Origin of the sequence: Aminobacter sp. MSH1 (genome assembly GCF_003071665.1) — a bacterium.
In the GTDB taxonomy this organism is placed as follows: Bacteria; Pseudomonadota; Alphaproteobacteria; order Rhizobiales; family Rhizobiaceae; genus Aminobacter; species Aminobacter niigataensis.
Map to the genome: position 1 here is coordinate 2,348,604 of NZ_CP026265.1, position 16,550 is coordinate 2,365,153.

Consider the following 16,550-nt stretch of genomic DNA (forward strand, 5'->3'; position numbering starts at 1 on the left):
AAGATGTTCCGGCAGCAGAAAAGGGGATTTGAATGCGCGTTCTGCTGATAGAAGACGACAGTGCAACCGCACAGAGCATCGAACTGATGCTCAAATCGGAGAGCTTCAACGTCTATACGACCGATCTCGGCGAAGAAGGCGTCGATCTCGGCAAGCTTTATGATTACGACATCATCCTTCTCGACCTGAACCTGCCCGACATGTCGGGCTATGAGGTTCTGCGCACTTTGCGCCTGTCCAAGGTCAAGACGCCGATCCTGATCCTCTCCGGCATGGCCGGCATCGAGGACAAGGTGCGTGGCCTGGGCTTCGGTGCCGACGACTACATGACCAAGCCGTTCCACAAGGACGAACTGGTAGCGCGCATCCACGCCATCGTCCGCCGTTCGAAGGGCCACGCCCAGTCGGTCATCATGACCGGCGACCTGATCGTCAATCTCGACGCCAAGACGGTCGAGGTCGGTGGCCAGCGCGTGCATCTGACCGGTAAGGAATACCAGATGCTGGAGCTGCTCTCGCTGCGCAAGGGCACGACTCTGACCAAGGAAATGTTCCTCAACCACCTCTATGGCGGCATGGATGAGCCTGAGCTGAAGATCATCGACGTCTTCATCTGCAAGCTGCGCAAGAAGCTCGACGCCGCATCCGGCGGACAGAACTTCATCGAAACTGTCTGGGGTCGCGGCTATGTTCTGCGCGAGCCGGAAGAGCTTCGCGAAATCGCCTGATTTCTTGTTCCGATTTCAGTCAAAACCCGGCCTGCGTGCCGGGTTTTTCTTTGCCGCGAATCAGGCGGCGACGTCGAAGGCGCGGAAGCGGTCGAGCAGTTGCGGCCTGGTGAACGGCTTCAGGAGGTAACCCTGGGCGCCGGCCCGCTTGGCACGCATGATGGCGCCGATGTCCACTTCGGTCAGGCAGATCGCGATCTGCGGCTTGACCCGGCTGTTGAGGGCACGGACGCGGCGGATGAAGTCGGCGGTCGCCATGTCCTCGAGCGCACCGTCGACCACGATGATGTCAGGCATGTCATAGGCGCACATGTCGAGCGCTTCGGCGCCGGTCGACGCCTCGACGACGGCCATATCGGGGCTGTTGAGGATGCGTTTGGCGACTTTGCGGATGACGCTGGAGTCATCGACGAACAGGCAGCGCTTCATGGCCCGGTCCTTCTTGCGGGGGCCGAACGCGCCAGGCGCGCCGGGGTGATGCACTCACCCTAGCGCGACCTCGTAAAGAAGCTGAAAACCCGAATGGTAAAATTCGTGGAAACGACGCCGGTCAACAAGGGCTGCGATCGTGCAGGACGCGGTGCCACCAGGTTCCATGCCGCCAGAAGGGGCAGGGCGGCCAATTTTACTCTGCGAATACTGGCCGCGCGGAGCCTTTTCACTCGGCAGTCAGCAGAATTTCTTCCGGCGTGGCGTGGATCGAGATCGTCATGCCAGCCTCGCGTGCGAGCAGCAGCGTGTAATAGGGCTGAACCGAATGGGCGTCGATCGGCTCTTCCGGCTTCTGGCCGGAATGCAACTCGAGGAACTTCGGCGGCACGCGCAGCATCGGGCCGCTGGCCGACAGGGTGAATTTCGGCGCGGTCTCGACGTTTTCGAGCGTGACGCCGAGCTTGCCGCCACGCGGGATCGCGGCGTGGGCAACCAGAAGCAGGTTGAGCAGCAGCTTGACCTTGTTCTTGGGCAACAGAGCGCGGCCGCCCGACCATGCCAGTTCCGGCTTCTCGTTCTTGAGAAACGCGGTGGCGACCGCTTCGGCGTCGCCGGTGTCGATCAGCATGCCGGCCGAACCGGCAGCACCGAAGGCGATGCGGGCGAACTGCAATCGCGCCGATGCGTTGCGCGCACTGGTGCGGATGAGGCGCATGGCGTCTTCGTCGGCGCCGCCCTCGTCAAGCAGTTCGAGGCCGTTGTTGATGGCGCCGACCGGCGAAATGATGTCGTGGCAGACCCGGCTGCACAGCAGCGCCGCGAGATCGGGGGCGGAAAGCATCATCAATTCGGCCATGAACGACATCCCTCGGCAGCAGCTTAAGTTCAAAATGAGACCAGGACCCACCAATGCGAATCAGGGCTGGTCGACGGTACTCTTGGTTACACAGCGCCGGTAACGGCGGCAAGAATCAGCATACTGCACTTGATTAAAACGCCTACATTTGGGCGCAAATCCGGCCTTTCCACAGGGTTTTATGCCTTCGATCCGCCATCTTCATCAGGCAGTTTAATGGTTGAAAAAGGATTACGGCATAGTTTGCCGGAGTTGGACGAGCCAGCTGCCGATCAAGAGCAGCAGCAGTCCGGGGCGTCGGAGAAAGTGTGCTCCCTGACGGAGATTTGGAAGCATGATTTCCCGATTCTATGGCCGGACGTTCGCCCGGCTAGTTGCCGCGATGTTCGTCCTTGTCGGCGTTCTGGCATTTTCGACATCTGCGTCTCGCGCGCAGCAATACACGGCGCAGGAGATCCTCGATTCCGGACACCGGTTTTTCGGCTCGACCTCGGGCGGTCTCGCCAGCGTCGTCGAGAAGGTTTTCGCGTCTTACGGCCTGCCTAACGGCTATGTACTGGGCGAAGAGGGTTCCGGCGCCTTTGTCGGCGGCCTGACCTATGGCGAAGGCACGCTCTATACCAAGAATGCCGGCGACCATAAGGTGTTCTGGCAGGGGCCTTCGCTTGGCTGGGATTTCGGTGGCCAAGGCTCGCGGACGATGATCCTCGTCTACAATCTGGACGACATCAATAATCTCTACGACCGCTACGGCGGTGTTGCCGGTTCGGCCTATATCGTTGCCGGCGTCGGTTTCAACGTGCTCAAGCGCGGCAACATCCTGCTGGTGCCGGTGCGCACGGGCGTGGGGGCGCGACTGGGGGTCAATCTCGGCTACCTGAAGTTGACGCAGCAGCCGACGTGGAATCCCTTCTGATTGTGTGAAGAACAGGCTGGTCGGGTGCCATAGCGTTTGCAGCGGTGCTGGATTCCTGCCATGGGAACATGGCAAAGTCGGCCTGTCCGTAACGGGTAATGTGCCTTGGTCCAGTCGATCCTGTTTTTCGTTCTTGGCTTCCTGACCGCCGGGTTTCTCGTGCTGCTGGTCGCGCCGTCGGTATGGCGGCGCGCCGTTTCGGTTACGCGGCAAAGGGTCCAGGCGAAGCTTCCCATGACACTGGACGAGATTCGCGCCGACAAGGACAGTCTCCGCGCCGAACATGCCATGGCCCTGCGCAAGGTCGAGGTCCAACTCAAGGCTTCGCAGGAAAAGGTGCTGGCGCAAGCCATCGAGCTCAGCCGCCACCGCGAGGCAAAGAAGCTGGTTGCCGACGGCCATGCCGAGAAGGACCGGGTTGTCAGCGAGCTCGAGGCCAAGCGCGGCAATCTGCATGAAGAGGTCGGCAAGCGCGACGAGCAGGTCAAGGCGCTCGCCGCCCAGCTCGCCGAGGCCGAGCGGCTGCTGGAGAAGCGCTCCGAGGAAATCGAGGAGATGGGCAGGCTTTATGACGAAGCCAGCCTTTCATCCAGCAATCGTCAGATCGAACTGGTGAGCCGCGAGAGCGAGATGGGAAAGCTGTCGGACGACATGTCGGCGCTGCGCCATCAGCGAAAAGACACGGATCGGCGCGTGAGCGAGCTCGAAGCCGACAACAAGGCCGTGCGCGAGGCGTTGACGGCGGAAACCAGGCGCGCTGCGGACCTCGACAAGAAGTTGCAGCAAATGGTGACGTCGCTGAGCGATCGCGACGACAAGATCGAGCGGCGCGAGGGCGAACTTGCCCGCGTACGCGCGCAACTGAAAAGCGCGCCGGCGGCGCAGGAGGCCGGCAGCATGAACAATGAAACCGCTCCATCGGCCGAGCGCGAACGTCTCGAAGGCCGGCTGACTACGCTCCTGCGCGAGAACAAGCGGCTGAAGGGCGAACTTGCCCGGGCAGGGCGATCTGCGCCGGTTGCGGGCGAAGACTCTGTGCTGCGCGAGCAGATGCACGAACTCGCGGCCGAAGTCGTGGCACTCACGGCGCGGCTCGAGGGACCGGAATCGCCCATCGCCCACGCACTCGCAAAGGCGGGCGGCACCCCGGCTCCGACCAATGATGACGAGCCGGCGATGATCAGCCTCGCCGATCGGGTCAGGGCTCTGCAGAAGTCCCCGCCTGCCGAATAGGTCTATCCGGTTGCATCCGTGAAATGATGCAGCGCGATCGCCGAGGCGGCCGCGACGTTGAGGCTGTCGAAGCCCGGCGCCATCCTGATCCTTGCCGTCGTCAGCCGCTTCAGCAGCGGTTCCGGCAGGCCGTCGCCTTCGGTGCCGAGATAGAGCGCCAGGCGCTTCGGGCGTCGAATGTCGCGGATATCAGCTTTTCCAGCCGGCGACAGCGCGAGTTGCTCGAAACCATGGCGCGACAGCGCGTCGGCGAGTTCGCCGGCCGTTCCACCGATGGCGAAGGGCACCTTGAGTGCGGCGCCCACCGAGACCCTGATCGCCTTGCGGTAGAGTGGATCGCAGCAGGTTTCGTCGAGCAGCACCGCATCTGCACCGAAGGCAGCGGCATTGCGGAAGATCGAACCGACATTGTCGTGGTTGGAGATGCCGACCGGAACCGCGACCAGCGCGCGCTCGGGCAGGGCGGCCAGCATCTCGTCGGCCGAAGGGGCTGAGCCCTTGTTGCCGATGGCGAGGATGCCGCGATGCATGTGGAAGCCGGCAATGGCGTCGATGACGGCAGCGGAGGCGACGTAGACGGGCATGCCTTCGGGCGCGAAGCCGAGCGTCTCGGTCATGCCGGCGAGGCGGTTTTCGAGGACCAGCACCGATTCTGCCTGAAACCTGCCGGCGGCGAACAGTACGTTCAGCACAACCTTGCCTTCGGCAATGAAGCGCCCTTCGCGGCCGACCAGATCGCGCTCGCGGATGCTGAGATAGGGCGCGACACGAGGGTCTGCCGGGTCTTCGATGCGGATGATGTTCATGGCTTGCTCCATAGCGGAGGGCAGGCCGCTATGGGAGCCGAAAAGGCATGGATGCCCGTCAGGCGTCGTCGAAAATGCCTTCCAGCGTGCCGAGCAGCTTGCGCACGGCTTCCGACTTGCAGGTATAATAGATCATCTGCCGGTCGCGACGTGTCTCGACCAGCTCCTCGTTGCGCAGCCGCGCAAGGTGCTGCGAAAGCGCCGACTGGCTCAGCGACACTTTTTCAGCGATGGCCCCGACCGACATCTCCGTGTCGAGCAGGTGGCTCATGATCATCAGCCGCTTTTCATTGCCCATAAGCGTGAGCAATGAGGCTGCGGCTTCCGCGTTTGCCGTCAATTTCTTCGGTTTCATGCGAACCCCGTGTATCTTCAATGCTTTCCGGCGTCATGGGGGCAACAACACCGAATTACCACGCCAGATCCTCAATGGAATCAATGAATGATCTAACAAAACCAGCAGAAATCAGCTTTCCTCTAAAAAATCAAGACTTTGCTTCGCGGCCTACTCTTGCCATTTCGACAAGGCTGCGTCTGAGATCGGCGGCTTCGACAAGCATTTCCGGGAAAACTACCCGTCCGGTTTCGTCGCCGGCGGCAAGATCCATCCCCTCCGGATCGAAGCCGCTGAGCGTCCAGGCACCGTCGGTGAGCTTGCCGAAATGGCTGGCGTAGATGGCGATCGCCTCGCGGTGATCGGAATTCATGTGATCGAGCGCCGACTGTTCGGCGCCGGCAATGGCGTCCACCGCCGGGCCTTGCAGCAGCAGGTCGTCGCGGCTGAGCAGATAGGCCTTGCCGAAGCCGCCATTGAGGTTGGCGCGATCCAGTTCGAGCCGATAAATGGCGAAGTCGCCAAGCCCGACATAAAGCTTGGCCTTCGGGTTGCGGTTGATGTAGCGGCGTTCGGCGCGGGCCTGCTCCGGCGTGCCGCGCTCCAGGCGAACCGCCCGGCAGAACAGCGTGATGCGCGGATAGGCGAGCGGGTCGCCCTTGCCGATCTCGCCGACGAGAAGCGAGCAACGCGGATCGGCGACGATGCCCTTGGTGTGGGCGGAGAGGCCGGAGATCAGGATCAGCGGCGTGCCGTCGACATCGGTTGCGGTGCCGACGCGGCTGGCGAGAGGGGCGCCGGTTTCCGGCTCGATGACGGCGAGCGCGCCATGCCGCGCGGTGCGCATCAGCGAACGCGCCAGCGCGATCGCCTCTGCATCGGTTTCGCGGATGACATCCTTCTTGCGCTCTTCCAACACCTTCACCATCAAATATGAATAATTCAATCTACTTATCTTTATCCTCGCAGGTTTGGCAAGGGCGTGCCTTGTCCAAGACGAGACAACCCCGGAGCTTGCGCGTCCGGGGCTGTACGATAGACGAATTGCAGACGTCAGGAGCTTATTTCGGCGCCATGCGGATGGCACCGTCGAGGCGGATGGTTTCGCCGTTGAGCATCTGGTTCTCGACGATGTGCAGGGCAAGGGCCGCATATTCCGACGGCTCGCCGAGGCGCGGCGGGAACGGCACGGCGGCACCGAGCGAATCCTGCACCTCCTGCGGCATTGCTGCCATCATCGGCGTCTTGAAGATGCCGGGCGCGATCGTGGCGACGCGGATGCCCGAACGGGAGAGGTCGCGGGCGATCGGCAGCGTCATGCCGACGACGCCGCCCTTGGATGCGGAGTAGGCGGCCTGGCCAATCTGGCCGTCATAGGCGGCAACCGATGCCGTGCTGATGATGACGCCGCGCTCGCCGCCCTGCAACGGCTCGAGCTTGGCCGCACCGTCGGCGAACAGGCGGATCATGTTGAACGAGCCGATCAGATTGACCTCGACCACCTGGCGGAAGACGCTCAGCGGGTGGGGCCCGTCCTTGCCGACCGTCTTCACGCCGACGGCGATGCCGGCGCAGTTGACCAGGATGCGCGGGGTTCCGAGCTTGGCGGCGACTTCGGCGAAGGCGGCGACAGCGCTTTCCTCGTTGCTGACGTCGCAGCGAACCGCCACGCCACCGATGTCAGCGGCAACCTTTTCGGCCCGTTCGAGGCTGAGGTCGAAGATCGCAACCTTGGCGCCCTTGGCTGCGAGTGCGCGTGCGGTTGCCTCGCCAAGGCCGGAGCCGGCGCCGGTGACCACTGCGATCTGCCCGTTTGGATTCATGTCAGCCTGTCCTCTTCTTGCTGTGAACGGATGGTCTATCGCATCGGCCTGAAAACCGAAATCGGTATTAAGACCGCGCTCTGCACGGAAAGGGCAGTCGGGTTCAGGCGGGCTCGGCCACGCGTTGCGGGGTCTTGGCCAGGTCGGCGTGGCAGACTTCGCCCGACAGCAGCGCGACCGCACCGGGAACGACCTCGTGGGCGAGCAGGCGGTTGAGGTCGACGGGGCGCGGCATCTCGATCTGCCCGCGTGGAATGCGGGCAAAACCGAGTGGTCCGTAATAGGGTTCGTCGCCGACCAGGATCACCGCCGGCTCATTGGCCTTGGCGGCTGCTGCCAGCGCCATGGCGACGAGCTTGCGGCCGATGCCAAGGTTCTTGAAGTCGGGCCGCACGGCGAGCGGCCCCAGCATCTGGGCGCGGCCTTCGCCGGCAGCGATCGGCGTCATGCGCACAGAGGCGACGACCTGGCCGGCGTGCATGGCGACAAAAGACAAGGAGCGGTCGTGCGGGCCGCCTTCGCGGATCTTGTAGGCAGCGCGGGTGAAACGGCCCGGGCCGAAGGCCTCGGCGTTGATGTCGTCGATTTCGAGGTCGTGCGCCGGAGCTTCCGGCATATAGGTGACGTCGGCGAGGGTCATGTTCGTTGCAGTCCGGTGTCCTGGGATGAGGTGCCGCGAGCCAAGCCGCAGCGTTCGCAAGTCAGCGCCTCAGGCGCGTGCGCTCATTCGTCGTCGGTCAATCCGGATATTTGCAAAGCAATGTGACATCGAAATGCCCGCTATCATCATTTCGCGCGGTCGTCCATCGCGGATTTCGCCGACGTGCGCGCAACGTTGAACGATGCGTTCAGGATGCGGACCTTCGGATTGCCGGTGTCATGCCCTACATGCTGGCAAACGAAAGGATTTCACGATGGGATTGCTGGTCGAAGGCAAATGGCAGGACCGCTGGTACGACACCAAGTCGACAGGCGGCAAATTCGTACGCTCGCATGCGCAATGGCGCGACTGGATCACCGCTGACGGCAAGCCGGCGGAAGGCCGCACGCGCGGCTTCAAGGCCGAGCCGGGGCGCTACCATCTCTATGTCTCGCTCGCCTGTCCGTGGGCGCACAGGACCCTGATCTTCCGCGCGCTGAAGAAGCTCGAGGACATCATCTCGGTGTCGGTCGTGCATCATTTCATGGGCGAGAACGGCTGGACCTTCCGCACCGACGACGGCGCCACCGGCGACACGCTCTATGGGCTCGACTTCCTGCACCAGCTCTACACCAAGGCCGACCCGACCTATTCGGGCCGCGTCACCGTGCCGGTGCTGTGGGACAAGAAGGAAAAGACGATCGTCTCGAACGAATCGTCCGAGATCATCCGCATGCTGAACTCGGCGTTCGACGAATGGGGCGATGCCGCGCTCGACTTCTACCCCGAGGCGCTGCGCCGCGAGATCGATGCGATGAACGACCTCGTCTATCCCTCGATCAACAACGGCGTCTACCGTGCCGGCTTCGCCACCACCCAGGCCGCCTATGAAGAGGCCTTCGGCGAGCTGTTTGCGGCGCTCGACACGCTGGAGGACCGGCTGTCGCGCCAACGCTACCTCGTTGGCAACACGCTGACCGAGGCCGACTGGCGGCTGTTCACGACACTGGTTCGCTTCGACCCGGTCTATGTCGGCCACTTCAAGACCAATCTCAGGCGAATTGCCGATTATCCGAACCTGTCGAACTATCTGCGCGAGCTCTATCAGGTGCCTGGTGTTGCCGAGACGGTGAACCTGCATCACATCAAGTCGCACTATTGCGGCAGCCATACCGGCATCAATCCGACCGGGATCGTGCCCGTCGGTCCGGAGGTCGATTTTTCTGCGCCGCATAACCGCGGGAAGTTGGCCAAGGCGGCCTGATCGTCCCAGCCCTTGCCCTTACCAATAGGGCGAGGGCGGCTCGCCGCCGAAGATTTCGGCGATGCGCCGCCGCGTCGCTAGCGTCGTTCCCTCGGGCAGGGCGTCGAGCGGAAAGAATCCCGCCTCGGCGATCTCATGGTCGGGCAGCTTGGGCCGGTCCTGCCTGAATGCTTCGATCAGGTAGAACCCGACATGGTCGCGCCGGGTCGCCTGCTTGTTGAGGTGGATCGATTTCAGCACGGGCAGCGCGGTGAGGCTGATGTTGCCTTCCTCCTCCAGTTCGCGTGTCAGCGATTCGACAAAAGTCTCGCCGATCTCGACGCCGCCGCCAGGCAATTGCCAACCGGGCACGTAGGTGTGGCGGATGAGGAAGACGGCGTTGGTCGCCTTGTCGTGAACGAGGCCGCGCACGCCGAGCGTCATCGGCCTTCGCAGCAGGAAATAGAGGTGAAACAGCCTGCCGCGCAGCCGCGCCCACGGGCTCTGGCGCTGCGGAGGGGCCTTGATGCCATTCCCCATCAGGCGTGCCGCCATGGGTGGAAAGCCGGAGCAGCGTCACCTAAAAGGGAAGGATGTTCAGGCTTGCGCATATCTCAGACGTCCATCTTGGTCCGCTTCCGGATGTAACCTATCGCGACCTCGCCTCCAAGCGCATGGTCGGCTACGTCAACTGGCAGCGAAACCGGAGCCGCCACCATCACGACGGCATCGTCGACACGATTGTTGCCGACCTCAAGGCGCAGGCGCCCGACCATCTCGCGGTCACAGGCGATCTGGTCAACCTGGCGCTCGACGGCGAGATCGAATTGGCGCGGCTGTGGCTCGAAACGCTTGGCGCGCCGGCCGACGTCTCGGTCGTGCCGGGCAACCACGACGCCTATGTGCCCGGTGCCTTCGACAAGGCCTGTCACGCCTGGGCTCCATGGATGAATGGCGACGGCTCCCATGGTCCCGTCGGCCGCCACACTTTTCCCTATCTTCGCGTGCGCAAGAACGTGGCGCTGATCGGCGTGTCGACGGCGCGCGCGACCGCACCCTTCATGGCCAGCGGTTTTTTCCGCGAAGGCCAGGCCGCACGGCTGGCGCGCATTCTGGAGGAGACGGGCAGGCGGGGGCTGTTTCGGGTGGTGATGATCCATCATCCGCCGGTGCGCGGTGCCGTGGGCCAGCACAAGCGGCTGTTCGGCATCGGCAAGTTCCAGAGCTTGGTCAGTCGCTACGGCACCGAGCTGGTGCTGCACGGCCATTCGCATTTGCCGACGCTGCACTGGATCCACGGGCCGGCCGGCCGGGTGCCGGTGGTCGGCGTTGCAGCTGCTGGGCAGGCGCCCGGCGGCCACAGGCCGGCAGCGCAGTTCAACCTGATCGATATCTCGGGCGAGCCAGGCGGCTGGAATGTGAAACTGACCCGCCGCGGCCTGGTGGGACCTGCGATGGCGCCTGCGGAGATCGCAAGCCTTGACCTGACGGCAATGGTTCCGCGTTCGATCGTCGAGGTCAGAAGCTGACGCCGGTCGCGGCGAGGCGCAGCCAGTAGAGCGCGGCCATCACCGCGATGCCGGCGACGGCGCCGGCGACAAGCAGGCCGAAGCCGGACAGGAAGCTTGGCCATATCGGCCTGGCGATGGGCCGCAAAGGCGGCTCCGCTTCGGCGACAGGGTCCCTGGCAAAGCTCGGCAACGCCAGCTCGGCGCCTCCGTCCATCATCTGCTGCCGCTCCACGATCCTCTCGGCGATGTAGCGGGTGACCTGGGCGGCGACGCGCTTGGTGTCGGTCGTCTCGGCCAGGACCACGCGTCCGATGCGCGTGTCGCGCACGAAACGGAACGTGCGGCGGTCGCGACCGAGGGCGACATGGCTCACCGCGTCGATCCACAGTCGCGGCTGCAGGCCCGACGATATGGCAAAGTCGAAATTGTCGATATCCTTCGGCACGTCGGCGAAGACTTGCTCGAGTTCGGCGGCAAGCAATTCGAGCCGCATGCGATGGGCCTCGCGCAGGTCGACGACGACGTCGGTGCGATCCGCTGTCGCGTTCTTGACATCGCGAATGGCGTCCGACAGCACGCGTGCCGGCTTCATCGCGGTCACGTTGTCGTCGCTCATCGCCTCTTGCCTCTGGTGTCGGTTAAGCAAGAGTTAACATAATCACGATCGCGGCGGAATTGTATCCCGCCGAAATGTCCTGCCGCAGATGCGACGCGGTCAAAACGGTTTCTGTACAATCCTTTATCGGTAGCCGTGCAGAATCCGATTCATCAGGCCTTGTGGTCGGTGAATGTCGGCTGGCGCCGCTGGCGCCGGCGGCTCATGCGGCGCACGATGTCGGCAACGAGACCTGGCGTCTCCTCGGGCAGCATATGACCGATCTCCAGCACGTGGTGAACGAGGAACCCAGGCGGGAGATCGTCGGCATGGCTGTAAGGCAGCACGGCATCGTCGGTGCCCCAGACCACCATCACCGGCATGGCCAGCGAGGCAAGGTCTTGACGCGGGATGACTCCCTGCCTGCCGTCGGCCGTCATTGCCTCGGCAAAGGCGACAAGCTTTTCGGTCTGGCCGGGGCGGGCGCGCATCTCGGTAAGGTTGCGAATGGCGGCATCCGGCACTGTGCTGTCAGGGCTCGACATTTCGGCGAGACAGGCGCGGATCTCGTCGGCGCAGGCGGCAGCCGCATAGCGCCGGAGTAGGGGAGCGTTGATCTCCGGTCCATAGCCACCTGGCGCAAGTAGTGTCAGCGACGCGACGCGCGCGGGGTCGAGCAATGCTGCGAGCGTTGCCACCGCGCCACCCATCGAGTGGCCGACGAAGTGGGCGCCGGCAATGCCGCGTGCCGCAAGATCGGCAAGAACGGCCTTCGCCGCCACCTTGGCCGAGCCGGCCTTGGGATAGTCGAGCGAACGGCCGTGTCCCGGCAGGTCATAGGCAATGGTCCTGAATGCATCACCCAGCGTGTCGACGACATCCTCCCAGATGTCGCAGCAACCGCCGAAGCCGTGAAGCAAGACCACCACGTTGGTGCCGTTTCCCCGAACGGCCGCATGGATGGAGTAATTCATCTTCCCTGAAATAACCCGAAGCCTGAAATCGACTGCAACTATAAGTATAATTCGTTGGATTTAAAATGCCGTTGGACGTTTGTAGCGCGCCCAATATGCAAAAAAACAGTCCAAAAATAAACCGAAACTCAAGTCTGGTTGCCCAGTCCGGCCGCGCGCAGCGCCTTCGTCAGCGATTTGATCAGCTCCGCGGGATATTTGCCCTTGTTGAAGGCGGTGGCCGGGTCGGTGGCGAAGGCAGGGTAGGTTGCAGAAATCTCCTTCACCAGCGATGCGGTGAGCTTCTCGTCGCCGGCGAAATCCGCGGCGATGAGGCGTGCAGCCAGATAGTGCGGCTTCTTGTTCGCGGTAAGCGAATTGGCGGCGCGCGCCGCGGCGTAGCGGTTGCCGAGCATGAATTCGCCAAGGAACAGGCCATAGTCCCACCAGCCGGGACGGGCACTGGTGCTTTCCACCGCGCGCTTCATGATCGGCACGCCGTCGCTGTAGCTCCCCGACAGGACCAGCGCATAGCCGTAGGCGGCCGCCATGGTCAGGTCGTAGGTATTGAGTTCGTAGGCCTTGCGCATCCAGCGGATGGACTCCGTGCGGTCGCCGAGGCGTGACTGCAGATAGCCGTAGGCACGATGCGCATAGGGGCTGGTGGCACCGGTCTGTACCGCGTTGTGGGCCTGCGCATAGGCTCCGTCAGCGGTGGCGTTGGGCGGATAGCGGTAGTTGTCGGTCACGGCTTCGAGTTGCAGCGAAGCGAGTTCGGCATAGACGATGGGAGACTTGGCGCCGCGCCGCGACAATTCTTCCATGCATTGATAAGCGGCGCGGTGCCTCGCGGCTGTCTGGTCCATGTAGAAGTCGTCGCTGAGCAGAAGGCAGGCCACCAGCCCGAGCTGCAGCCCGTTCTGCTCGATGTAGCCATAGATCATGCCGGAAACCGGAATCGCCGAGGTGACGATTTCGGCCATGCGGTCGTCGATCGCATCCGGCTGGACCTCCTGAGGCGACAGTACGCGCGACAAGAGGATGCGGCCGCTGGCCATGTGCTGCAGTTCGATCAGCACGGAGCCCGGCGAGGGGCCCGCATTCACGGCGAAATCGAAATCGGTTGCGTCGGCACGCCTGGCTCGTTCAGAACGGTCGCGGGCGATGAGATCGATGGTGTCGAAGCCCGACAGCGCCGTCCGCAGCACGGTCGCGACCCGCGCGGTGTCGCCGCCCTCCGGGCCGAGGTGAATATGCACGGCCGGCAACTGGTCGACTGCATCGGTGATACTGGCGGTGGAGTTGCGGAAGTCGGTCACGCTGGCGGAATTGGTGGCGGACGGGCCGCCGATGTTGCGGAAGACCAAGATGCCGAGCATGACGATGACCAGTGCCATCGCCGCCCAGAAATACCTGAGTTGCCGTTTGACGCTGGTGCCCTGCAACACCGGGTCCATCTGGTCCTCGGCATGTAGCGGCGGCGCCCCCAGCTCGACATTGGTTGGTGACGCAATTGCCTCGTTTCCCTCGATTTCACCAGGGGAGGGCACGTCGGGCGGGCTCTCGGCAACCGCCTCGTAGGCGGGCACGTAACTGCCGCGGGGAATGGTGATGCGGATCGGGTCGGCCGTGCCCTCGACGGCATAGTACTGAGCCAGAAGTTCGCGCAGGCGTCCGGCCTGGACGCGGACCACGGCATCGGTTGCCGAATCGAATTCGGCGTCCTTACCGAAGACATCGACGGCGATGGCAAAGCCCTTCAGCCGCTCGGCTTCGCCGGCGAGATCGCGCTCCACGAGATAGCGCAGCAGTTTTCGTGCCCGATCGGACCGGCCGAAGGTCTCGCTGGCAACAAGCCGCTCAAGCGCTTCGCGCACTGCGGGGGCGGCAGGCGTGGAGGCAACCAAGTATCGACCCTTTTCGAACCGGTACGAATGTTCGGATCATAGTCGGCTGGCGGTGGCGCACAAGCACGCAGCGCACCGATGCACAAACGCCTCGCCCGTTATCCACGGGCGAGGCGTGTCCGGAGTGGCGTTAACCCTAACGCGTCAGGATGCGATTGGCCGCCGAAACCACCGCTTCAAGGGAAGCCGCCACGATATTGGTGTTGATTCCGGCGCCGAACAGGCGTCCGCGCGGATGCTCGACCTCCATGTAGCAGATGGCCGAAGCGTTGGAGCCGCGCTGGATCGAATGCTCGGAATAGTCGAGCACCGAAAGGTCGATCCCGATATGGCGGGACAGGGCATCGACGAATCCGTCGATCGGGCCGTTGCCGGTTCCGGAAATCACCACTTCCTTGCCGTTGTCGACAATGGTCGCCTCGACGACGCGGCGGCCCTTCATCACAGTATCGGGAAAGGTCTGGTGATCAACGAATTTGAGGCGTGCGGCCGGCTGGTCTACATAGACTTCGAGGAAGCGTTCATGGATGCGCTTGACCGACACTTCCTTGCCTTCGGCATCGGTGATCGCCTGGATGTCCTGGCTAAACTCCACCTGCAGGCTGCGCGGCAGGTTGAGGCCGTAGTCGGCCTGGAGCACATAGGCGATGCCGCCCTTGCCCGACTGCGAGTTGATGCGGATGATCGCCTCGTAGCTGCGGCCCACGTCCTGCGGGTCGATCGGCAGGTAAGGCACTTCCCACAACGGCTTGTTGGCGACCTTGATCGCCTTCATGCCCTTGTTGATAGCGTCCTGGTGCGAGCCGGAGAAGGCGGTGTAGACCAGTTCGCCGACGTAGGGGTGGCGTTCGGGAATGACCATCTGGTTGGAATATTCGTAGACGGCCTTGATCCGCTCGATGTCCGAACAGTCGAGTTCAGGGTCGACGCCCTGGGTGAACATGTTGAGCGCCAGCGTCACCACGTCGACGTTACCGGTGCGCTCGCCATTGCCGAACAGCGTGCCTTCGACACGGTCGGCACCCGCCATCAGGCCGAGCTCGGTGGCAGCGATGCCGGTGCCGCGATCGTTGTGGGGATGCAGTGAGATGATCAGGTTCTCGCGATTGTCGAGGTTGCGGCACATCCACTCGATCTGGTCGGCATAGATGTTGGGCGTCGCCATCTCGACGGTGGAGGGCAGGTTGATGATCAGCTTGTTGTCGGGCGTCGGCCTGATGATCTCGGTGACCGCGTTGCAGATCTCCAGCGCGACTTCGAGTTCGGTGCCGGTGAAGCTTTCCGGCGAATACTGGAAGCGGTAGCCGCCGCCGGCCTTGGCCGCCATGTCGGTGATCATCTTGGCGGCGTCGGTGGCGATCTGCTTGATGCCGGCGACGTCCTTGCCGAACACCACGCGGCGCTGCAACTCGCTGGTCGAGTTGTAGAAATGCACGATCGGCTTGTGCGCGCCCTTCAGCGCCTCGAAGGTGCGCGTGATCAATTCCGGCCGGCACTGCACGAGCACCTGCAGCGACACGTCGTCGGCGACGTTGCCCTCTTCGATGCACCAGCGGGCAAAATCAAAATCGGTCTGCGACGCCGAGGGAAAGCCGATCTCGATTTCCTTGAAACCCATGTCGAGCAGCAGCTGGAACATGCGCGCCTTGCGGTCGTGGCCCATCGGGTCGACGAGCGACTGGTTGCCGTCGCGCAAGTCGACCGAGCACCAGATCGGCGCCTTGTCGATGACCTTGGACGGCCAGGTCCGGTCGGGCAGGTTGATCTTGTGATAGGCTTGATACTTGACGGCGGCGGTTGGCATGCCGGCGCTCCGGCCGGAAGCTGGGGTGGTCTTGCTCATTGTCGGTCTCGTTCTCTTGGCCGCCATGCACGACATAGCGCGCATGCTTCAGCGGTCTTAAATCAGAATTTCGGATCTGTTGTGAAGAGCAAAGGAGCAGATGCCTCGGCGGCAATTCGACCGCCGGACGCTCCCTTAACGAGCCCGGCGATCGCCGATAAGGCCGAGAAGAAGAAGAGCCGAAGAAAGCGCGCGCAGCGTCTCGCCCGCAAAAGCGGCCGGACGGGAGATTTCGGTGATCTTGCGCGAAGTCATGGCCGCTCTCTTACAGGAGGCGCATGGCGCGCGCAAGGGCGGCCGTCCGCGACAGGGCGGATGTCAGCCGGGCAACTCCGGCGTGATGCCGTCGGGCGTCAGGCCTTGTGCAGGCGCAGGGGGCTCACCCGCTCGCGGGCGATGATGCCTTTTGCCTCGAGGTCGAGCTGCACCGCCTTGGCCCACCAGCCTGCCTTGGCGCCGCCGGGATAAAGGTCTTCAGGCAGGTGGCCGCGCACGCCGTCCTGCATCTGCGCCACGGTCAGCCCAGGCGACTTCGCCGGCAGTACCTCGAGGATCGCCTGCTTCATCGCATGATACATGGCGGCATCGGCTGAATTGACCTGGCCGGGGTGATTGACGTTTTCCAGTTCGACTCTTGCTGGTCCGTTGCGCGCCATCGCCATTGTCCCTTCCGTTGGTTTCAGTGCCCGTGACCAAAGGACGAGCGACAAGTGGCCGATGCTACAGGGGC

Annotated in this window: 18 protein-coding genes; 5 read left to right on the forward strand and 13 right to left on the reverse strand. The window is 63.3% G+C overall.

Annotated features, from left to right (window positions below; all coding sequences use genetic code 11):
* The first annotated feature begins 32 nt into the window (after positions 1 to 32).
* Positions 33 to 728 carry a cell cycle two-component system response regulator CtrA gene (ctrA, locus tag CO731_RS11620; RefSeq protein ID WP_018429116.1) on the forward strand — a complete coding sequence of 232 codons (696 nt, stop codon included), beginning with the start codon at positions 33 to 35 and terminating at the stop codon, positions 726 to 728.
* A 60-nt stretch (positions 729 to 788) separates the two neighbouring features.
* On the opposite strand, the gene CO731_RS11625 is transcribed toward ctrA, so the two are convergent.
* Both CO731_RS11625 and CO731_RS11630 read right to left on the reverse strand, forming a co-directional pair.
* Positions 789 to 1,157, reverse strand: a complete 369-nt coding sequence (locus CO731_RS11625) for a response regulator (protein WP_108609782.1) — start codon at positions 1,155 to 1,157, stop codon at positions 789 to 791.
* A 229-nt stretch (positions 1,158 to 1,386) separates the two neighbouring features.
* Complete coding sequence (locus CO731_RS11630; RefSeq protein ID WP_108609783.1) at positions 1,387 to 2,016, reverse strand: histidine phosphotransferase family protein; 630 nt, start codon at positions 2,014 to 2,016, stop codon at positions 1,387 to 1,389.
* A gap of 382 nt (positions 2,017 to 2,398) precedes the next feature.
* Here CO731_RS11630 and CO731_RS11635 point away from each other — a divergent pair, with 382 nt between their 5' ends.
* Together CO731_RS11635 and CO731_RS11640 are read left to right on the forward strand one after the other, a co-directional pair.
* On the forward strand, positions 2,399 to 2,932 hold the full coding sequence (locus CO731_RS11635) for an EipA family protein (RefSeq protein ID WP_244487800.1): 534 nt from the start codon (positions 2,399 to 2,401) through the stop codon (positions 2,930 to 2,932).
* A gap of 105 nt (positions 2,933 to 3,037) precedes the next feature.
* Positions 3,038 to 4,165 (forward strand): hypothetical protein, encoded by a 1,128-nt coding sequence (locus CO731_RS11640; RefSeq protein ID WP_108607232.1) that lies wholly within the window; start codon positions 3,038 to 3,040, stop codon positions 4,163 to 4,165.
* A 2-nt stretch (positions 4,166 to 4,167) separates the two neighbouring features.
* Here the strand turns inward: CO731_RS11640 and CO731_RS11645 are convergent, their stop codons facing one another.
* The 5 genes from CO731_RS11645 to CO731_RS11665 all read right to left on the reverse strand — a co-directional run bounded on the left by CO731_RS11645 (position 4,168) and on the right by CO731_RS11665 (position 7,768).
* The gene (locus CO731_RS11645) at positions 4,168 to 4,971 is read right to left on the reverse strand and encodes an RNA methyltransferase (protein WP_108609784.1); all 804 of its coding nucleotides are present in this window, start codon (positions 4,969 to 4,971) and stop codon (positions 4,168 to 4,170) included.
* Positions 4,972 to 5,029: 58 nt separating this feature from the next.
* A complete protein-coding gene (locus CO731_RS11650; protein ID WP_055973517.1) occupies positions 5,030 to 5,326 on the reverse strand; it encodes a metalloregulator ArsR/SmtB family transcription factor in 297 nt (98 codons plus the stop codon).
* 130 nt (positions 5,327 to 5,456) lie between these two features.
* On the reverse strand, positions 5,457 to 6,233 hold the full coding sequence (locus CO731_RS11655; RefSeq protein WP_199914627.1) for a HugZ family protein: 777 nt from the start codon (positions 6,231 to 6,233) through the stop codon (positions 5,457 to 5,459).
* Positions 6,234 to 6,366: 133 nt separating this feature from the next.
* Positions 6,367 to 7,128 (reverse strand): 3-hydroxyacyl-CoA dehydrogenase, encoded by a 762-nt coding sequence (locus CO731_RS11660; RefSeq protein ID WP_108607233.1) that lies wholly within the window; start codon positions 7,126 to 7,128, stop codon positions 6,367 to 6,369.
* A 103-nt stretch (positions 7,129 to 7,231) separates the two neighbouring features.
* Entirely contained in the window at positions 7,232 to 7,768 is a 537-nt protein-coding gene (locus CO731_RS11665) for an N-acetyltransferase (RefSeq protein ID WP_108607234.1), read from the reverse strand.
* 274 nt (positions 7,769 to 8,042) lie between these two features.
* On the opposite strand from CO731_RS11665, the gene CO731_RS11670 reads away from it, so the two are divergent.
* Entirely contained in the window at positions 8,043 to 9,032 is a 990-nt protein-coding gene (locus CO731_RS11670) for a glutathione S-transferase family protein (protein ID WP_108607235.1), read from the forward strand.
* Positions 9,033 to 9,050: 18 nt separating this feature from the next.
* On the opposite strand, the gene CO731_RS11675 is transcribed toward CO731_RS11670, so the two are convergent.
* Positions 9,051 to 9,551, reverse strand: coding sequence for an NUDIX domain-containing protein (locus tag CO731_RS11675; RefSeq protein ID WP_108609786.1), 501 nt, complete (start codon positions 9,549 to 9,551; stop codon positions 9,051 to 9,053).
* Between the two features lie 53 nt (positions 9,552 to 9,604).
* Here CO731_RS11675 and CO731_RS11680 point away from each other — a divergent pair, with 53 nt between their 5' ends.
* Positions 9,605 to 10,540 (forward strand): metallophosphoesterase, encoded by a 936-nt coding sequence (locus tag CO731_RS11680; RefSeq protein ID WP_108607236.1) that lies wholly within the window; start codon positions 9,605 to 9,607, stop codon positions 10,538 to 10,540.
* Here CO731_RS11680 and CO731_RS11685 read toward each other — a convergent pair.
* From CO731_RS11685 to CO731_RS11705, 5 genes are all read right to left on the reverse strand, one after another.
* Positions 10,530 to 11,138 carry a hypothetical protein gene (locus tag CO731_RS11685; protein ID WP_108607237.1) on the reverse strand — a complete coding sequence of 203 codons (609 nt, stop codon included), beginning with the start codon at positions 11,136 to 11,138 and terminating at the stop codon, positions 10,530 to 10,532. The genes CO731_RS11680 and CO731_RS11685 overlap by 11 nt on opposite strands.
* Positions 11,139 to 11,290: 152 nt before the next feature.
* The gene (locus CO731_RS11690) at positions 11,291 to 12,091 is read right to left on the reverse strand and encodes an alpha/beta fold hydrolase (RefSeq protein ID WP_108607238.1); all 801 of its coding nucleotides are present in this window, start codon (positions 12,089 to 12,091) and stop codon (positions 11,291 to 11,293) included.
* Positions 12,092 to 12,219: 128 nt separating this feature from the next.
* Positions 12,220 to 13,977, reverse strand: a complete 1,758-nt coding sequence (locus CO731_RS11695; protein ID WP_199914589.1) for a hypothetical protein — start codon at positions 13,975 to 13,977, stop codon at positions 12,220 to 12,222.
* Between the two features lie 136 nt (positions 13,978 to 14,113).
* Entirely contained in the window at positions 14,114 to 15,781 is a 1,668-nt protein-coding gene (gene leuA / locus CO731_RS11700) for a 2-isopropylmalate synthase (RefSeq protein WP_108607239.1), read from the reverse strand.
* Positions 15,782 to 16,173: 392 nt separating this feature from the next.
* Positions 16,174 to 16,482, reverse strand: a complete 309-nt coding sequence (locus tag CO731_RS11705; RefSeq protein WP_245439751.1) for a hypothetical protein — start codon at positions 16,480 to 16,482, stop codon at positions 16,174 to 16,176.
* Positions 16,483 to 16,550: the final 68 nt, after the last annotated feature.